This is a genomic window from Filibacter tadaridae (genome assembly GCF_900609045.1).
GTDB classification, from domain to species: Bacteria; Bacillota; Bacilli; order Bacillales_A; family Planococcaceae; genus Sporosarcina; species Sporosarcina tadaridae.
This window is the reverse complement of sequence record NZ_UXAV01000031.1, coordinates 166,565-184,178: the sequence shown is the minus strand read 5'-3', so window position 1 is coordinate 184,178 and position 17,614 is coordinate 166,565. Positions and strand designations below refer to the sequence as shown.

Here is a 17,614-nt window from a genome sequence, read left to right as displayed (position 1 = left end):
ATAGTAGCGGGCGAATAACGGGTATTAATAAATTGGTGAGTTAATTTGCCTATGATTTGAACAATTGACAATGAAATATTTGAGAAGTGCAACGCAAAGCTAGTATAATTAAAGGATAAAGAGGAATACCTCTAGGTAAAAGTATGCTACAATTTAAGTACTTTTTAAAAATATAATTGACAAATACTTAACGAAATAGATAGTTAATTGTTTAATGATGGGGAGTTTTTGCATGAATTCACAAGAAAAGACGATTTTAAGAATAATGTTTAAAAATAAAATTTACAAATGTGATGGTCAAGCATTTGAGGATTTATTTACGTCTGTTATGAATTATGCAGAAAAAGACTTTAAATCCATTAAACCCTGGGGGAATATTGGTGACAGGAAAAATGATGGCTATGTAAAACAGACCGGAACATACTATCAGGTTTTTGCGCCAGAAGAGATTGAAAAATCTTATCCAAACACGGTGAAAAAACTCCATACAGACTTTAATGGGTTAATTGAACAATGGTCCCCAGTAAACAGCTTTTATTTTGTTATCAACGATAAATATAAAGGTGTCAATGCTGACGCCGAACAGGAAATTGAAAAAATAAAAGAAGTTCATGGTTTAGAAAATGCAGCGATCCTTACAGCGAAGGATGTTGAAAACACATTATTTGAATTGGAAGAAGATCAAATTTTTAGTATTGTGGGGATGCTACCTGATCCAGGCAATATTAAAAACATCGATTACTCCATATTAAATGAAGTAATTGCGCATATAATGGAACTACCGCTACAAACAAACGTAGATGGGAAGATGGTCTTACCTGATTGGGATGATAAAATTCAATTTAATCATTTGTCCGATACAGTGGCAGGGTATCTGAACACAGCTTCTTATCAGCTTTATAATTTGGAAGCATATTTATCCGATAACAGTAGCTTTGTTGCAGATACGTTAAGGGATAAAATGAATGAAGTTTACCAACAAGAAAAGACAAACAAAAGTGGCGATCAATTATTTATGGCCATGGTTCAACAGCTCACTCCCAAACAAACTCAACCATATCAGAATACCGTTATTATTGTAATGGCAAAATACTTTGAGACCTGCGATATTTTTGAAGAACCTAAGGAGGAGGAAGAAAGATGATAATGCCAACTAAACATACCCATTTTTCGGAATCCTTACTTGGCTTCGGTGGGTATCTTCTTAAGATGATTAATTCCAAAAGGACAGTAGATTCGCTGTGGAATGAGTATCAAAAAGATCTATCCAGAAAGAACTACACGGCAAAACATAACTTTGACAATTTCCTACTCACTCTTGTATTTCTTCATTCCGTTGGGGCAATTGAAGAAAGGGGTGGAGGTGTTGTGAAATGCAGCTAATAAAAGTATCTGCGAATAAATCAAGTTTTAAAACCGTTCATTTTAATAAAAGCGGCCTAAACTTTATTGTAGCTAAACAGAAGGACGTTAAAAGTAAAAATGTTGGAAAGACATATAATGGGGTTGGGAAATCTTTATTAATTAATATTATCCATTTCTGCCTAGGTTCTAAGACAAAAAATTACACCTCATTTTGTGAGAAATTGCCTGATTGGGAATTTTCATTGGAGTTTGTAATAGGAGAAAAAAGTTATACTGCAACAAGATCAACGGCTAATCCAAATCGAATTCATTTAAATGGCGAAGAGTTAACTTTAACTAAATTCAATACAAAAATGGAAGAGTTATGCTTTCAAATCCCTGATGGTGTAGGTAATTTATCCTTTAGATCTTTATTGCCTTTCTTTATTCGACCAAATAAAAAAAGTTATGTAAGTTTTGATGAGGCTTTAACAACCCCTAATCCATATCAAAAAATGTTATACAACGCCTTTCTATTAGGATTAGATGTATTCTTAGCGAAGAAAAAACATAACTTGAAAAAAGAGCAAGATCGAATTAAGGATCTAGAACGAAATTTTAAGAGGGATGATTTATTACGTGATTTCTTCTCAGGGCAAAAAGACGTTTCTTTAACCATTGACGATCTAGATGAACAAATAGAAAAGCTAGAAAATAGCTTGGGAAATTTCAAGGTTGCAGATGACTATTATGAGGTTCAATTAGAAGCGGATAAGATTGAGCGGAAATTATTCCAATTAAACAATAAAATTATATTGCTGAAAAATAACGTACTTTCTATTGAGAGTAGTTTGAAAATCAAACCGAGTAAGGGGAACCTGGATGAAATAGAAAAAGTTTATGAAGAAGCTAATGTCCATTTTTCTGATTCACTAACAAAGACATTGTCCGATTTAGAATCATTTTACGAAAAGCTTGTTACCAGTCGCAAAAGAAGGCTGATTGAGCAGAAAAATAAACTTGAATCAGAGATTGATGAAAAGTCTACCGCTGCTCAAAAGCTGCAAAGCGAATTCGATAACTTAATGAAGTATTTGGGTGATCATGAGGCATTAGATGTTTTTGTTGCCCTAAGTGAAAAAGCCTCCAACCTAAAATCAAGTCGTGAAAATTTGAAAAAATATCAAGTTCTACAAGCAGAATATAAGGAAAAACTGCGGGAAATCGAAAAGGATCAAATTGAACAGTCAGAGATAACGGATGAATATTTAAAAGAAATGAATACGGAAATCGGAGAATTACGGAATTACTTTCGTAATCTCGTCAAACGATTTTATCCACATAGCGTCGCCGGTTTAACAATTGAAAGTAATGATGGTGATAATCTACAAAGATTTAATATTGATGCTAAGATTGAGTCGGATAATTCGGATGGGATTAATAATGTGAAAATATTTTGTTACGATTTGACTGTGTTATTTAAAGGTCAAAATCATAATATGAATTTCGTTTTCCATGATAGCCGATTGTTTGATGGAATTGATGAACGACAAAAAGCTGAACTTATGAAGGTTCTTAGTGAACAGTTTTCAAATACGGATAAACAATATATAGCTTCAGTAAATCAGAACCAACTTACTGAAATATATAATATTTTAGGTGACGAATTATACAAAATAATTATTGAGGATAACACTGTTCTCGTTTTAACGGATGAAGATCCTTCTGAGAAATTGCTGGGGATTCTAGTGGACATCGAAGACAAATAAATAATAAACTCAGATATCAAAAAAGCTCATCATAATGGATATGATGGGCTATTTTTTATGAGAATTTTAGGGTGATTCAGGGGAGGGGAACATAGTTGGGCTATCACAGTAATTTTAATAATACACTCGCCATCTGGACAGCTTTTGGTGGCAGGGGCGAACTCATTCTTCCAATCCCCACCTTGAAATGGCAAAGGAAACATTATAACGATTTCGGTTACACACAGTACGGAAGTGAAAGGCAAATTAATGTATACGATAATGGCAATGCACAGATTGCCGTCTATTATGCCAAAACGCCGTATATGTCTTAGTGTCAGGTACCTGGTATTATGTTAAATAGATAATCGGTAAAAATCGATAAAATAAACGTATTTGTCTATGTCAACTTATGTTCATTTATAAACACCTTTCAGTATTTTATCTATGCCCCCATCGGGGTCATAAACATTAACAAATGAACCTTTTTTCAAAAGATCAGGGAAAATTACTATATTTCTTTTAGGTTCTCCCTTGGCGGTATAGAATTGAATGGCTTCAAATCTCTGAGAATCGTAGGTGGCTTTTCCCAATAACTGTGTTGGAGCTGGTGTCTGATTTAAATGGTTCTTCCAGTTTCCCGTGAGCTCTTGGTAGCTTGTCTGTAGGATGTCCCAATTTGATTCGTTGCATAGATCAAGAACACTGCCAAGTTGAATTACTAAAGAAATAAAAACCCGAGGAGGATGGTTTTGGTCTCTAGGAGGATAAGTTTCATCTAACGAAGTATACATATCCTCCGAAGCGTAATAGCAGGAAATTCCGTGACTTTTTAAATGGAATCGCCCATCTGCAAATTTTGCACCTTCTCCTGAAAGTGGATTATCTCCGAGTAACAAGTATTTAATGTCACTGTTCCGGTACATTGTTTTGGTAAATGGAATGGGTTGAATTTTTTTTAATGTTTTCTCAAGTTTATTGTCCATGTACATGATTGTCTGGCCCCCTCATGAAAAATTCCCGACAATCATTCTAATCAAATCATCCAATGCCTCTTCGCTCTTGCCGCAATGAATGAAATCCCAAGGAGAATCATTTGTCAATTCGTCTCGTTGGTGAAGCCAATCTTGAAAAGCTTCAGTTTTTCCAAAAAGATATAGCCCTACGCCGGTGATTTGATTAAAGATTTCTACGGTTCCCGCCATTTTAAAGCTTTCCTTCATTTCCTTGATACTCGTTCGAAATAAATTTGCCCATTTCTCATAATCAGCATCAGTTACAGGCGTGGAAAGTTGTAATTGAAAGGCTATACTATCTATGTTTATCGAGGTATCCTTCAGTAATGATTCAATCAACCTTGCCAATGATTTTATATCTTGGATTATTTCTACGTCGGTAATTTCTTTTGACATTGAATCGATTACCTTTGACAGCCAGATAAGGCGTCCAATCATTTTATCCCCGAGCCTAAGTTTTAACTCCTTGGATTGTAGAAGCTCTATCAATTGTATTCTTCTTTTGGTGAAAATTGAAGGATGGCTACCATATAAGATTAAAGAGTACGTTGGATCGAAATACTGATTTTCTAGAACTTTTAAAATCTCATCCGTTTCTTGTTCATATTCGAATTCCGACAAATAGAATCCGAGTCCGTATACGACTTCATCGAGAAGCCCTGAATCATAAGTGTATAAAGGGAGGCTTTCAGCGAAATATGTCTTAAATAGTTTTGAGATTTTCTGTGCAGTCCTACCATTTAGCTTTTCTTTTCCAGCTAGTAGGCTCATGAATCCGAAATGAAAGGACCATAACGCTCTATCCATGTAATTACGCCATTTGGAGTAATTATGATAATAAAGGAACGGGTTTCGTAATTCTTGTAAGTCCAGCTTTTCAAGAATTTCTTTTTCATACCAGCTTTCCCACTGCCCACCATGAGCTTGAAAGGAATACATAGCCATTTCTTCTGTGATTGGTTGGTCGGTTTCAAAATGAAAACTTAGATGCTTGCCATGGAGAAGATTACTTACCCATTTGGAGACAATTCCTTTTTTTAATTCAATCATCAGATCGTCAGAAATTGAGTTTCCCATTTGCCTAAGATAAGCAAGAATAGTATTTTGCCGCGTCTGCATAATGAAAGTAACAAGGCCTTGATCGATAGGTTTCTGAAATAATGATGCATGTTTTTGTATGAATAAAGATTGCTGTTCCTCTTTATACGTGTGATCCAAGGCTATGAATAGGGATCTTTGTTCAACGGCTGTTGATTCTTTAAGTTCTGTTAAAAGAACGTCTTTCATTGGCCTATTGTGAGAGTCGAAAAACGAATAATAAAACAATCTTGTTGCCAAAAGAGACAAGTTTGCTTCCCCAGGTGCTTCCATAACCTGATGAAGTTTGGTTAAGAAGTGGGGGACAAGTATCCATTTTTTGTCTAGCATTTCAAAGTAGATCCTCAGGTCAGTTTCCCAAAGACCGTCAAGAATGAATTTGTACTTGTAGATGAGGCGTGTATACTCAAATGAATATTGGTATATTGTCCACCATTCGTCATAACTTTCATGGGTTTCCACTAGCTTCTCAAATTTATCTTTTATTTGGTGCCACCTTACATCCTCATCATGAATATTTTCTTTGATGTTTTTTTGTATATTGTCCACTGTTTTCTGCATTGCTTGAATCCAAAATAGATTATTCGGGAGTACTTCAGACGGTTCTAAATCTAGACCGTAATAGGACCAATTCGATAATGCAAGAAGCCAATGCTTCGCTTGGTCAAAGTCTTGAATTGGTTCTAAATATGAGTATATGAGCTTCCGAACCGTAACTTGCTTTTCCTCGATTATCGACCAGGAATAATGACCATTGGAACTTTCAAAATACCCTTTATCTATGAGTCCCTTTAGTATATCAACTAGCTCTTCCTCAGGATTGCTACGAAAAGGTTCCATAAGCAGTTCCCAATGAGGGAAAATGGGAAATCCTTCGTAAATATTTTCCTTTTGGACTGTTGTGTTTGAAAAAAGGGTTTGAATCATCGCTTCGGGACGATCGTTAACAAGACCCGTTTTCAATTCATTTAGATATGAAAGGACCTCCTCCATTAGTTGGTTCGGGAATTTGACCATGAGAGAGGGATATCGTTGTGCCTGGCTATTATAAGAGTTACCTAAAAGCCACCCCTCCCAGCGTCCTTTTTCTTTTATAAGAAAAAACCGATCATGGAATTGTTGTTTTGTAGCCACGCTGTTTTGAACGTTCAAGACGGTTAAACCTGATGGTAAAAGAATCTTATATGTTTCGAGAAACTCCTTAAAGGAGTCAAGCAAAGAGCCGCCAGTCTCTGGTTGTTTGGTAGTTAAGCTTGTTAGGACCGTAAGTGGGACATTTGTCGTGGACCTTGTTAATATTTTTGACGCTGCCTTGGCATCAAAAAACGGGTCAGCAATTAAGACTTCCTCAGTAGTGGAAGCGTCCAGTTTTGACTTTATAAATTCAAAGAAACGAACTTCAGCTTCCGGGTTGCCAGAAAAGAAAAGGCTATCCTCATCGGTATTCAATGGGGAGGGGTTCATATCCTTAAGAAAACCAGCGAAATTTTCGGCCTCTTCCACCCAAGGATCCCGGTTGAAATCTCCTACATTTATTTTTTGAGGGGTTATCCGTTCCTGTTTTTCTACCCGATCCCTTAAATTCGTAGGCAGTTTTTTCGACCATGGATCACTTATCACCTTTGTGCCTGTATGGACACCCATAGAAATATTAATTTGACGAATTAAACCTGTTTTATTGTAATGTAGAAGTTTACCATCCGCATTCCATAGCTTCACTTCAACAGCAGAAATCGGTTCTTCGGCATCACAATGGATGAGTTCACCAACCGAGGTAATACTCAATAGCCGATCTTGAACGATAGCCTCGCTTCTCCCTCTCCCATTCCACAATGTCACATTAAGTTGTAAGGGCAGCTGATCTTCAAGAGAACCGTCCGCCCATAACGTAATACCTCTAGCATCCGTTTCCACACGGCTCCGATTCTGCATTTGAACTTTCGTTCGCTTAACATCGACATGTAGACCAATCGGATAGAATAGAGATTGGTGTAGAGGGCTAGTAAAAATCTCGAAATTCCCAAACCGTTCTGAGTCCGCGGAAAACAGTTTCAAAGTAGATTCTTCAAACAGCTTTTCTTCTATGACTTTTCCTTTCTTGAGAAAACCTTCCTGGTTATCAAATATTGCGGCTATCCATCTTTCCTTATCAAGAGCGAAATAAACTTTTGCACTAGCCGTATTATTCGTTAAGGCAAAAGCAGATTTGTGTTCATGTTTTTTCTCATTTGCAATTATATAAGGACGGACACTCCATGATGGGAGATTTATAGATACACCTTTTCTATTTGTGAGCTGTGGATTCCATTTCACATGGTCATCTAGTTCGGAAACTAGATGACCAAGTTCTTCTGCATCCAAAATAGCCATAATCATTTGTAGCTTAAACTGTCCTTTAGATTTAATATCTCTCAACGTAAAAGGCATATTATAATCGTTGTTAATTTGAATCGCACTACCGTAAAGCCAATAAGTTTCATTTGTCTTTTCATTAGTTAAGATATAAATGGTTAGCCCATACATGAATGAATTTCACTCCCTTTTATTTTTGTCACGAACCACGTTCTATTGTTATTTGGCATCTCCTCTTATTATGCCATATAGGGAAAGCTTTGGTGCATCCTTTTAATTTCGGGTACCTATTCCGACAATACACTACAATTACATATTTATGTGAAAAAAACGTTAAATCCTAATGTTTATTGAATACTTATGCAATTGTTTGAATTTTTGGTTGTTGTTTGTTGCACAGGCACCCACACAATTATTCTCTCAAGGCATGTCATTGATGAAATCGCGGAAACGCTCGATCTCGAGAATTCTTTTTTTCGCATGGACAGAAATCGCCAGTGAGTCGGTGATTGGCTTCAGCAAATCACCGATTTTGGGTGTAACAGTCACGTTTTTCGGAATGCCTCCCAAGTCTTGCATTATTTGAAGGAATGCCTTCTGGATTTCTTTTTCCTGTTCGACCGGCGCCATGAGTTGCTGATGGAGGGCTTCACCACTTTTTGGGTCCATTGCTATGGCAAGTTGTGGAAAGTATGGACGCTGGTCGGGGCTTTCCTGGACGGGGCGACCGATCATGAATGTGCCAAATAGCAGATCCATGTTAAGGGTTCCTTTTCGCTTCAGGCTTCTTAAGTCCAGTTCACTCACTTGCAATTGTGAAGGCGCCGGCTTTTGGCGGGGCTGATACTTTATCAAGACGGTTTCCCATGACGAAGGGGTGGATGATGGATCGTCGATACGCCCAATCATTTCATCGCCTCCTTCGTATATTGGAATCTGCAGTCCTTCTTGTACTTGTGCAAGGAGCATTTTCGTCTGCTGGATGGCAAGGAGCAGTATGCGGCCTTCTTCGTCATCGAGTGACCATGGGAAGTATCCCGGTTGAAAGCTGCGAAGCTGAATCCACTGCTTCCGTCCGCTATAAGAAGCGCCATGTCGTTTGAGGAATGCTAAATCATCCTCGTCGAGCTCGTCCTTATCTGCAAAGGACAGTAGAAGACTCCGTTGTTTCATCAGGATATCCTCTTCGAGAGTTCCATCCAAAGTCGCTTTCAGTGTATCAATTCCATCCCTGCCGATATACACGGCGAGGCCGTATTCTTGTCCCGCAGCGCCGAGTACGCAGCAATAAAGGAACTGCTCGCCCACTGAATCACCGATTGTGTACACTTGGTCATCTTCCAGCAGATGCCATGGGTTTTGCGCGTTTAACGACTTCGCCGCTGTCAGCAGCTTTTTCCAGTCAAACGGTTCATCCTCTTCTTGTCGCCAATCCAGTAAATTCGTCTCAACATCCTTTAATAGTTCATTGACATCTGCAGTAAGCTCACGCCAATCCGGTTCTGCAGTCGTTCCGTCTTCACTGTCGTTGAAGATCGTCCCAAATTCACCCGGCGCAGAACGCATCGCTTTGGCGCAATGCGGGTAGTGTGTGTGCACAATAGGAGATATGATTTTCTCAAGCACAAGTTCGTGTTCCCAATCCGCCTTGAAATTGTATGTATAGAGAGCCCGATCTTTTTCCGCAACGAACCATTCAGCGACTGTTTCTTCGTTCTCATCATGAATTTCTCTAAACGAAAAGAAGCCGAGCTCTTCATCCTCTATACCAATCTCTTCATTTACCCGATGACCTTGACTGCGCTGCATATTGAACGAATGCAAGTACATATCCTCCCAGTCAAACGCTACCTGCACGATTTGATGGACATCCGCAAACGTCGTCCTTCCATCTACTTGAAGACGTCTCCAAATGGGAGGCTTCATCCCTTTCAACGACACTTTCAATTGATAGATCATCCAATCATCCCTTCGATTCTAATATGTTCTTATTTCTATAGTAACCGTAAAAAGCGAAGCTGTGCATCTTTTTGAAGTACCTGTACACGAAACTATTCTGGTAATACACTACAATTACATATTTATGAGATAAAAACGTTAATGTCTACTATTCGACGAATATTTATGCGGTTGGTTGAATTGTTGGTTGTTGCACAGGCACCCACACAATTGCATAAAGCAAAAAAGAAAGGCACCCAAAACAACATTTGGCTGCCTTTCTTTTAAGTATTTATCCATAACTTTGAATCGTCATAACTCAACCATGCACAGGCACCTCCCAAAATCCAATCCACCCTCTCACTCATCCTCCTGGTCTTCTTCGATATCCTGTTGTTTATACGTCAAACAATACAAACAGTAGGCCTGGTTTGTTTTTTCGAACGGGTTTGGAAGAAAGGTTGCGACCAGATCCGTTTTTAGAAAACGTGGCGGTACTTTTGCTTCATTCGCATAGTAGGGAAACGAGCTGTATGGATACGCTTCTAAATTGGCAACCATCGGGACGAATGTTTCGATGGGGTTGCGATGGATGTAGCTGCTGACGGCGAGTATGGCCTGGGGTCCGTCGACTTCTTTGGAAAAATATCTTTTTTGATAGATGCGGCCAACATGCCCATAACGTTTGGCATAATAATCGGTGTATCGCCGGTTGATGCGTGCCATGACTTTGCTGAGATCGACGTATTCGGAACGAATGAGCAGGTGAAAGTGATTGGTCATGAAGCAGTATGCCAAAAGAGTGAAATGATATTTGTCATAGGTATATTCTATTGCCCGCATGAGTTCCTGTTGATCTTCTTGAGTCTGATAAATACTTTGCCGGTTGTTCCCTCGCATGACAACGTGGAAGTAGGCATTTGGATGCCACTCGCGCTTACGTCTTGTCATATTAGTTATCCACCAAGGAGGAAGGGTTGTGTAACTGGTTTGCGTTTTGTTTCCATTGAATCGCTTCTTGTAGGGCATTCTCGGAAATATGCTCGGTTCCGTTCAAGTCTGCAATGGTTCGTGCAATCCGAATGAGTTTCGTTTGAGTGCGATTGCTCCATTTCTGCTCAAAACACACTTGTTGAATGCGTTCTTTCTGTTCATTCGATAGTCCGCATGTTTCGTCCAATCGTTGAAAAGGAACAAAGCCGTTCAAGCATTCATTGCCATAGCGTTTGTATTGTTGTTCGCGTGCACGGGTTGTCCGTTGTCGTATACTGGCGGAAGACTCGGCAGCCGTATTCTTCTGTAAGCCAACGCTATGTAATGAAAGAACAAAATCGAGTCGGTCCAACAGGGGACCTGATGCTTTCAATTGGTGGCTGGTGACTTGCTTCGGCGAACAGGTGCAATAGCGCTCGTTTGATCCGTAATAGCCACAGGGACAGGGATTAGTAGCTGCAATGAGTATGAACCTTGAAGGGTAAGTGACGGTTTGTTTCACTCGACTGATGCTCACTTCTCCCGCTTCAAGTGGTTGCCGTAGCATATCTAATGTCTTTTTTGAAAACTCCCCAAGTTCATCCAAAAACAAGACACCACTATGAGCGAGTGATATTTCACCAGGTTTTGGAAACGTCCCTCCGCCGATCAATGAAACGGAAGAAGCGGAGTGGTGGGGATGGCGGTAGGGAGGACGTAAGGACATGCCCCGGTTTTCGCGCGCCAAGTGATAAATTCCATAAAGTTCTACCATCGCTTCAGGCGTCAAATCTGGCAATATCGTATGAAACGCATCTGCCAACATACTTTTTCCGCAACCGGGCGGCCCGGTAAGGAATAGATGATGTCCACCTGCCGCGCAGATTTCCATAGCCCGTTTTGCTTCTTGATGTCCACGAACGGATGAAAAATCCGTTGTGGATGGATCTTCCTGAGAAGCTTCAAATTCTTCCAAGAATGGTTCCTGATGTTCATTCAATAGAAGGGATGGTTGCCCATTCAAGTAAGAAACCACTCCATTCATATCATGTAGAGGGACAATTTCCACACCCGCCACATGTTGCAAAAAAGATATGTTGATAGGGGGAATAAGGATACGATTGAAACCGAGCGTAATGGCTTGTTGAATTGCCGGAATCATGCCGTGAAACGGAACCAATTCACAGTTCAAAGAGAGTGCTGCAATGACACATGTCGAGTCATCTATCGGAAGCGGTTTTTTCAGAACCTCCTGCATAACTGCAAGCAACATTGCACAATCAAACCCCGTCCCACTTTTTCGAACATCAGAAGGTGATAAATGGATCGTGATCTTTTTCATTTCAATATCCAAATTCATCTCATGTAAACAACTAAGCACCCGTTCTTTCGATTCTTTGATAGAAGCATCAGGTAAACCAATAATGACACATTGCTCCTTATCTCCCCGTACACTCGCCTCAACTGTCACCTTATGTCCCTTCATTCCCTGTAACCCAACACTCATAATGATCGATGCGATTGTGATTCACCACTTTCCTTTTCTTCACAGTATCGCAAATTGAATAAACTGACAACTGTCGGAATACAACTAGAAACGGGATAACTCGATTTTGCCTGTTTTTTTTGGAGGTACCCGTGCATCTTTTTGTCGGTACCTGTGCATCGAACTATTCAGGCAATACACTACAATTACATATTTATGCGAAAAAAACGTTGATGTCTATTGTTTGTTGAATAGTTATACAATTGGTTGAATTGTTTGTTGTTTTTTGTTGCACAGGTACCCACACAATTCAGCACGTGCTCAATTAAGGAAACGTTGCGAGGTAATTGCATAGGTATGCACACAATTTGGTTTTGGTGATACACTAAGGTTACGTATTGATTTGCTGAATTGTCATAGAAATGAAAGGTTGTTGCATCTTGCTTTTCGCCCCTTTACTGATTTTTATATGTACGGCGTTCATTTTAGTTGCAACCTGTACATCTAATGCGCATGACTTTTTGTATCACCAAATCGTGAATTTCACGTTTGTGTCCGCGCCTTCATTTTCAGACTTGCTCATTGTAAGTGATATTAACTTGACTAGTGAATTTTATTTGATTCAAAAAATGGGGCATTTGGCATCGTTCGGGTTACTGTATTTTTTTCTTTTTTCCTGGATTAAAAAACCTGGAACGGCCTTCTTATATTGTGGGCTCTTCGCATGCAGTACAGAAGTTTTGCAACTGTATTTTAAGCGTAATGGAAGACTCTTTGACGTAGGTATTGATTTGGCGGGCATCTGTATAGCGTATTTGATTTCTAAGTATCTGTATAAAAAATAGCATGAGTAGCTAATTTCCAATGAAGGTTTACTACTTAGGTATTTCTTATTAAAATAGGGTTAGCATGGATGGACCAGTTTCCTCTCTGTTAGCTCATTTCTTGCTAGTTAAAGCTATTTGATTGGCCGGGTAGTGAGGTCTACAAAAGGTACAGCTGTTTGAAGGATGGGAATATCGGTTTTGAATGAAAAGGAGGCTGTAAAGTTGGGAACATATATACAGGTTTTTGAAAGATGGATGCAAGAGCATACAATGCCACAGGAGTTGCAGAGTGATCTGAAACTCATCATACAGAATAACGGAGAAATAGAAGACAGGTTTTATCAATATCTGTCGTTCGGGACAGGTGGAATGCGCGGACTACTGGGAGCAGGTACGAACCGGATGAACATCTATACGATCCGCCGCGTTGCGGAAGGACTGGCCCAGCAACTCCTTGTTTCTGGGGAAGAAGCGATGGGTCGTGGCGTTGTCATTGCCTATGACACGCGCCATTATTCCCATGACTTCGCTTTGGAAACGGCGAAAACAATTGGCAAACATGGCATTCGCGTGTTTTTATTCAAAGAAAGCAGGCCTACACCTGAACTGTCGTTTGCGATGAGACAGTTGAATGCATTTGCAGGCGTTGTCATTACGGCAAGTCATAATCCAGCACAATATAATGGCTTTAAAGTGTACGGGGAAGACGGAGGACAGTTACCACCGGACGCGGCAGATGGAATTGTTCGACATATGAAGGAAATTAAAGACCTATTTGCGATTCAAACAGCCGATGAGAATGAGTTGCTTCAAAGTGAAACGCTGACATACATATTGGAAGAAATTGATGAGGTTTATCAAGAAAATCTTCTTACATTAAGAGAAGATGCCGAGGCCATTGAAACGGTAGGGATGGACATGTCCATCGTCTACACGTCGCTTCACGGATCGGGGCTTGTTCCGGTTACGGAAGGGCTGCGTAACTTCGGTTTTTCAAACGTGCATGTCGTAGCCGAACAAGCGATACAAGATGCACGGTTCCCGACAGTGGTCTATCCAAACCCAGAAGAGCGTGATTCATTCAAACTAGCGATTCAACTGGGGAAAGAAAAAGATGCCGATTTGTTACTCGCGACAGATCCCGACGCCGACCGTCTGGGTGTGGCAGTCAAAAACTCGGATGGCGACTATGAATTACTCACCGGGAATCAGCTTGGAGCGCTTTTGTTACAGTATCTACTTATGCAGAAAAAGGAGAAAGGGATTCTACCTTCAAACGGCGTGGCTATGAAAACGATAGTTACATCAGAATTCGGTCGTGCTGTTGCGGCAACGTTTGGAATCCCTACAATGGATACATTGACCGGCTTCAAGTTTATCTCCGAGAAGATTGAGGAATTCGAGAAGAGCGGCGAATACACGTATTTATTCGGCTATGAAGAGAGTTATGGTTTCCTAATCGGCACATTCGCACGGGACAAGGATGCAGTCCAGGCGGCGTTGTTGACTGCGGAAATGGCTGCTTATTATAAGTCTACTGGGAAGTCGTTGTATGACGGGTTACTAGATCTATATGAGGAGCTTGGCCATTACCGGGAAGCATTGGAGTCGTTAACGCTTACGGGGAAAGATGGACAAGAAAGAATCGGGGAAATTATGAAAGCGTTCCGAAACGATCCGCCAAAGTCTATTGGTGGCGTTGCGGTTCGTGCGATTGAGGATTATCAAGCGGGGACTAGACAGTTGAAGGATGGGGCGATTGAGGAATTGGTATTGCCGAGTGCGGATGTTGTGAAGTTCTTGCTAGAGGATGGTTCTTGGGTGTGTGTAAGGCCTTCGGGAACGGAGCCGAAGTGTAAGTTCTATTTTGGGGTTCGGAAGGATTCTGCTGAAGAGGCGGGAATTGCGATAGGTTTGTTGGTGGAAGATATGATGGGTCGGGTTTTATAGGTACCTTTTTTTGGGTACCTGTGCAAGACAAAGTTCCGACAATACACTACAATTACATATTTATCCGAAAAAAACGTTAAGGTCTACTATTTATCGTATATATATGCAATTGGTTGAATTATTGGTTGTTTTTTGTTGCACAGGTACTGACACAATTCAAAGAGGACGCAGCCATATGAACTATTTGGCGGCATCCTCTTTTATTAACTAGAAAATGATGAAAAATGAATCAATCGAATCTCGAGTTACCTAATACTTCCTTTTTAAAGCTGTATAAGTAATAGTTTACGAGAACCTTTGTAAGTGAGAGACGCTAGTTATTCCTTGTCAATAAAAAACGATTTTATAAAGCAGGTGGAATGGTCTATATAAAAACCATAGCTTTGTGATTTGTTTTGACAGTGGGTTATCCGAATGTTATTTGTTAGTATAATGGAAAATTTGTCCCGCATTAACGGGCAGTAAGATCCCCAACTTCAAATCTTCGAGGAAACAAGAAGAATAAGTGGGGGATGAGGCAGACTAAATACGCGACGTCCTGTCGCAACGTCTGCACTAGCACGTCCTGTGCGTCGAAAAACCCCCACTGATTGAAGTTTCGCTTTATGTGAAACGAAGTTTAGTATTTCGAGGGTGTCAAGAAACAGATCAATAAGATAGGAGGAATAAGCTTGCTTGCATATTACTATGCATTAGTAATGAGGAAACAAGAGGAAGTGGAGCGGCTCAATGCGTGCAAATCATCCTTGCAAAGAAAACAATCGGAATTTCAAGCGAATGAACAAAAATGCCTGGAACCCGAGCTATCTGCAAAAACATGGCACGGTACGCTTGCCACTGCGTTTCAGGATATTCGCGAAATGGGAATCCATACGGCTTTTCTGGAAATGGCTGACGCCCAGTTCGCAAACGTATACAATGCAATTGCTGACAAAATTAATTCGCTCAGCGCTGAAATCGCCTCACTTCAACAGACCATTGCGAGTTTAGAGGCGGCAGAGGCAAGAGCAAGTGAATAGGAGGCGAAACGAGTATGTCTACCGAAGTAAAAATAGTGTATGCAGACGTTGAAAATAAGGTAGGAGATATAACGAATGCAGCAGAATTGCTCAATCCAAAAGTGGAACCACCGATTCCAGGCAACACACTGGATGTCGTGTCGAAATTGACGGAGCTTTCGATGAAGCTCGAAACGTTATTGACGAATTATCAAAGAGTGCTTCTTGCTAACACTGAAATGACCACAAATTCAGTGATATTTATGCGTGAATCCGATGATAAAGTGGCGTCCGCCATGCAAGAAACGTTGGCTGGTCCAAGGAAGGTGTCACAATGAAGATTCTAGACGTTGATCCATTTCAAGAAGGATTACAGAAGAATAGTATCATGCTCGATCGTCTTGAAAGTGAGATGAAAGCGATTGAAATCGCCATCGAAGGACTTGTTGCGATGGAAGATTCCCTAAAAGGACAGGGAGGAAATGCGATCAGGGCATTTTACAGCGAGTGTCATTTGCCTTTTGTTCAATACTTTCTTGTATTCAAAAACACTTTTGCTAGTATTCTTACTCAAATCGAATCTGCTTTACATACGCTTGAACCGAGTTCGAATGGTTTCATTCGTGAAAATTTTCTTGAAGTAGAAGTTGAAAGCGGACTATCGGCGGTATCACAATTGACAACCGAGTTAACGGACGAGGCAAATTGTATTATGGCCCAAGTCCAGGATATTGTCGCCTTACCTCATTTGAATGATCATGAAGTTCAGCAAGGCGTAAGGGATGGAAAAAGAAAACGAAATGAAACCGTCACGAATTTGAATCAATTTGACGCGGAACAAACGAACGCTCTTTCAACGATTGAAAGTAGCCTGACAATAATGGAAAATTGGTTAGTCGATTTAGAAGGTCTTTTTAAGAACAATCTTACGGGAATAAACTTTCCGAAAGCCGATTGGATTGCTTATTCCACATGGAATCCATTAAAGAAAGAGTTAACTCATCAGGAAATGATGGGTGCTCCTGTATCCATACTAGAAGATCGGTCGACTGTGGGTAGCATCTTAAACACACAAAACCTGTTTCCATTTCAGAACTCACTTCTTTTTAATGAAGGGCGTTATCCAAGTACCCCATTTAGCTCTGGTTTCCTGCACTATAGGGCTTCCGCAAGTAATGATGTGAAAGAACCCGATTCTGTTGAAAAAACTTCTACCACCGATTACTTCATTGATGGGGATACCGTAGCGGTAGGCGAGAATATAGAGGTTACTGGCGGGGCAGGCATGTATAAAAATGATTGGTCTGGTTTTGATGGCTATACGAATGGGGATAAAAAAATTGGTGGAAGTTCAGAAGCCAGTTTGATATACGGGAAAGTTGGGCTTGATACAACAATTATTGACGGGGAAGGAACGATAAATGTTTTAAAAGGTTCTGCCGATGCAAGAATCGGTGGGGAATCTGTACTGGGCTTGAATTTACCATTGCCATTGGCTAAAGTTGAAGGTACTGTTTATGGATTGGAAGGTAAAACGCAATTTGATAGAGAGATTCCCTATCTTGGAAAAGTAATTGGGGGTACCGGTATAGGTGCTGGTGCAAGTATTGGTAACGCAAAAGCATATGCAGGATTTGATAAAGGATCAGTTGGAATTGGCGCTAAAGCTTCGGTAGCGGAAGCGGAAGTGAACCCGACGATTGGGATACCGTTCACGGATATAAACGCGAAGCTAACGTTGGGTGTATCCGCAATAGGCATTGGGGGCGAAGCAAAGATTGGCAAGGAAATTTTAATAGACTTACGTTTATTATTCGGAGCAAAAGTGGGAATCAGTTTTGAAAATGAATCGCAATAAGTTGCTTTCTGCAAAATAAATGGTAAA

Annotated in this window: 14 protein-coding genes; 9 read left to right on the top strand and 5 right to left on the bottom strand. The window is 40.2% G+C overall.

Annotated elements, in window-relative coordinates; translation table 11 throughout:
- The first annotated feature begins 232 nt into the window (after window positions 1–232).
- From FILTAD_RS06015 to FILTAD_RS06000, 4 genes are all read left to right on the top strand, one after another.
- Window positions 233–1,144, top strand: a complete 912-nt coding sequence (locus tag FILTAD_RS06015) for an ABC-three component system protein (RefSeq protein WP_124069604.1) — start codon at window positions 233–235, stop codon at window positions 1,142–1,144.
- Window positions 1,141–1,383 (top strand): ABC-three component system middle component 6, encoded by a 243-nt coding sequence (locus FILTAD_RS06010; RefSeq protein WP_124069603.1) that lies wholly within the window; start codon window positions 1,141–1,143, stop codon window positions 1,381–1,383. Before FILTAD_RS06015 ends, FILTAD_RS06010 begins: the two co-directional genes overlap by 4 nt.
- Complete coding sequence (locus FILTAD_RS06005; protein WP_124069602.1) at window positions 1,374–3,113, top strand: DUF2326 domain-containing protein; 1,740 nt, start codon at window positions 1,374–1,376, stop codon at window positions 3,111–3,113. Before FILTAD_RS06010 ends, FILTAD_RS06005 begins: the two co-directional genes overlap by 10 nt.
- A gap of 95 nt (window positions 3,114–3,208) precedes the next feature.
- Complete coding sequence (locus tag FILTAD_RS06000; RefSeq protein ID WP_203229661.1) at window positions 3,209–3,427, top strand: hypothetical protein; 219 nt, start codon at window positions 3,209–3,211, stop codon at window positions 3,425–3,427.
- An 81-nt stretch (window positions 3,428–3,508) separates the two neighbouring features.
- Here the strand turns inward: FILTAD_RS06000 and FILTAD_RS05995 are convergent, their stop codons facing one another.
- From FILTAD_RS05995 to FILTAD_RS05975, 5 genes are all read right to left on the bottom strand, one after another.
- Window positions 3,509–4,084, bottom strand: coding sequence for an RES family NAD+ phosphorylase (locus FILTAD_RS05995; protein ID WP_124069601.1), 576 nt, complete (start codon window positions 4,082–4,084; stop codon window positions 3,509–3,511).
- Between the two features lie 15 nt (window positions 4,085–4,099).
- Window positions 4,100–7,729: a VPA1262 family protein gene (locus FILTAD_RS05990; RefSeq protein ID WP_124069600.1), complete on the bottom strand. Its 3,630-nt coding sequence runs from the start codon at window positions 7,727–7,729 to the stop codon at window positions 4,100–4,102.
- Between the two features lie 249 nt (window positions 7,730–7,978).
- The gene (locus FILTAD_RS05985; RefSeq protein WP_124069599.1) at window positions 7,979–9,517 is read right to left on the bottom strand and encodes a plasmid pRiA4b ORF-3 family protein; all 1,539 of its coding nucleotides are present in this window, start codon (window positions 9,515–9,517) and stop codon (window positions 7,979–7,981) included.
- Window positions 9,518–9,856: 339 nt separating this feature from the next.
- Window positions 9,857–10,447, bottom strand: a complete 591-nt coding sequence (locus tag FILTAD_RS05980; RefSeq protein WP_124069598.1) for a transposase — start codon at window positions 10,445–10,447, stop codon at window positions 9,857–9,859.
- A 1-nt stretch (window position 10,448) separates the two neighbouring features.
- Entirely contained in the window at window positions 10,449–11,975 is a 1,527-nt protein-coding gene (locus tag FILTAD_RS05975; RefSeq protein ID WP_124069597.1) for a YifB family Mg chelatase-like AAA ATPase, read from the bottom strand.
- A gap of 401 nt (window positions 11,976–12,376) precedes the next feature.
- On the opposite strand from FILTAD_RS05975, the gene FILTAD_RS05970 reads away from it, so the two are divergent.
- The 5 genes from FILTAD_RS05970 (at window position 12,377) to FILTAD_RS05950 (ending at window position 17,587) form a co-directional block, all read left to right on the top strand.
- Window positions 12,377–12,799, top strand: coding sequence for a VanZ family protein (locus FILTAD_RS05970; protein WP_124069596.1), 423 nt, complete (start codon window positions 12,377–12,379; stop codon window positions 12,797–12,799).
- 237 nt (window positions 12,800–13,036) lie between these two features.
- Window positions 13,037–14,731 carry a phospho-sugar mutase gene (locus FILTAD_RS05965; RefSeq protein ID WP_124069627.1) on the top strand — a complete coding sequence of 565 codons (1,695 nt, stop codon included), beginning with the start codon at window positions 13,037–13,039 and terminating at the stop codon, window positions 14,729–14,731.
- A 671-nt stretch (window positions 14,732–15,402) separates the two neighbouring features.
- The gene (locus FILTAD_RS05960; RefSeq protein WP_124069595.1) at window positions 15,403–15,750 is read left to right on the top strand and encodes a YwqH-like family protein; all 348 of its coding nucleotides are present in this window, start codon (window positions 15,403–15,405) and stop codon (window positions 15,748–15,750) included.
- 14 nt (window positions 15,751–15,764) lie between these two features.
- Window positions 15,765–16,067 (top strand): YwqI/YxiC family protein, encoded by a 303-nt coding sequence (locus FILTAD_RS05955; protein WP_124069594.1) that lies wholly within the window; start codon window positions 15,765–15,767, stop codon window positions 16,065–16,067.
- Entirely contained in the window at window positions 16,064–17,587 is a 1,524-nt protein-coding gene (locus FILTAD_RS05950; RefSeq protein ID WP_124069593.1) for a ribonuclease YeeF family protein, read from the top strand. Before FILTAD_RS05955 ends, FILTAD_RS05950 begins: the two co-directional genes overlap by 4 nt.
- Window positions 17,588–17,614 lie beyond the last annotated feature (27 nt).